At 49.0% G+C, this 396-nt stretch carries 1 protein-coding gene; it reads right to left on the bottom strand.

Translation table 11 applies throughout. From position 1 onward, the window contains the following. A partial coding sequence (locus R7Z49_RS24015; RefSeq protein WP_318112232.1) for a pre-peptidase C-terminal domain-containing protein occupies nt 1–396 on the bottom strand: 396 nt, incomplete at both ends.

Here is a 396-nt window from a genome sequence, read left to right as displayed (position 1 = left end):
CCAATAATTGGCTTGGTTTGAAACGGTTATGCACTCTTTGTTACCAGCATTGTCTGACCAACCATGTAGGTTTGAACCATCTGGCCAGCCTAGGTTGCTGTATTCAATTTTGAGGTCACCCGTGCCATTGCCAGTTGAGATAGCAATGTTCGCATGTTCATTAACTGCCGGCACACTCAGCCAAATGGTTTGCTGATTTGACAAACAGACAGGCTCGCCAGCATTTAAACGACCACCACTCACTTTGCTTTGTACCGCGCAATCTTGCGGAAGCGTACTACTACCGCCAGTCGCCGAAACCGTCACATCGTGGGTCGCGGTAGCTGTCAAACCGTCATTATCTGTCACTGTTAAACTGACCGTGTACTGACCTTCACTCCCATATTGGTGCGTCGG

This window comes from Vibrio sp. 1562, from assembly GCF_033340155.1.
GTDB lineage: Bacteria > Pseudomonadota > Gammaproteobacteria > Enterobacterales > Vibrionaceae > Vibrio > Vibrio alginolyticus.
This window is presented reverse-complemented; position numbering and strand designations above follow the sequence as displayed.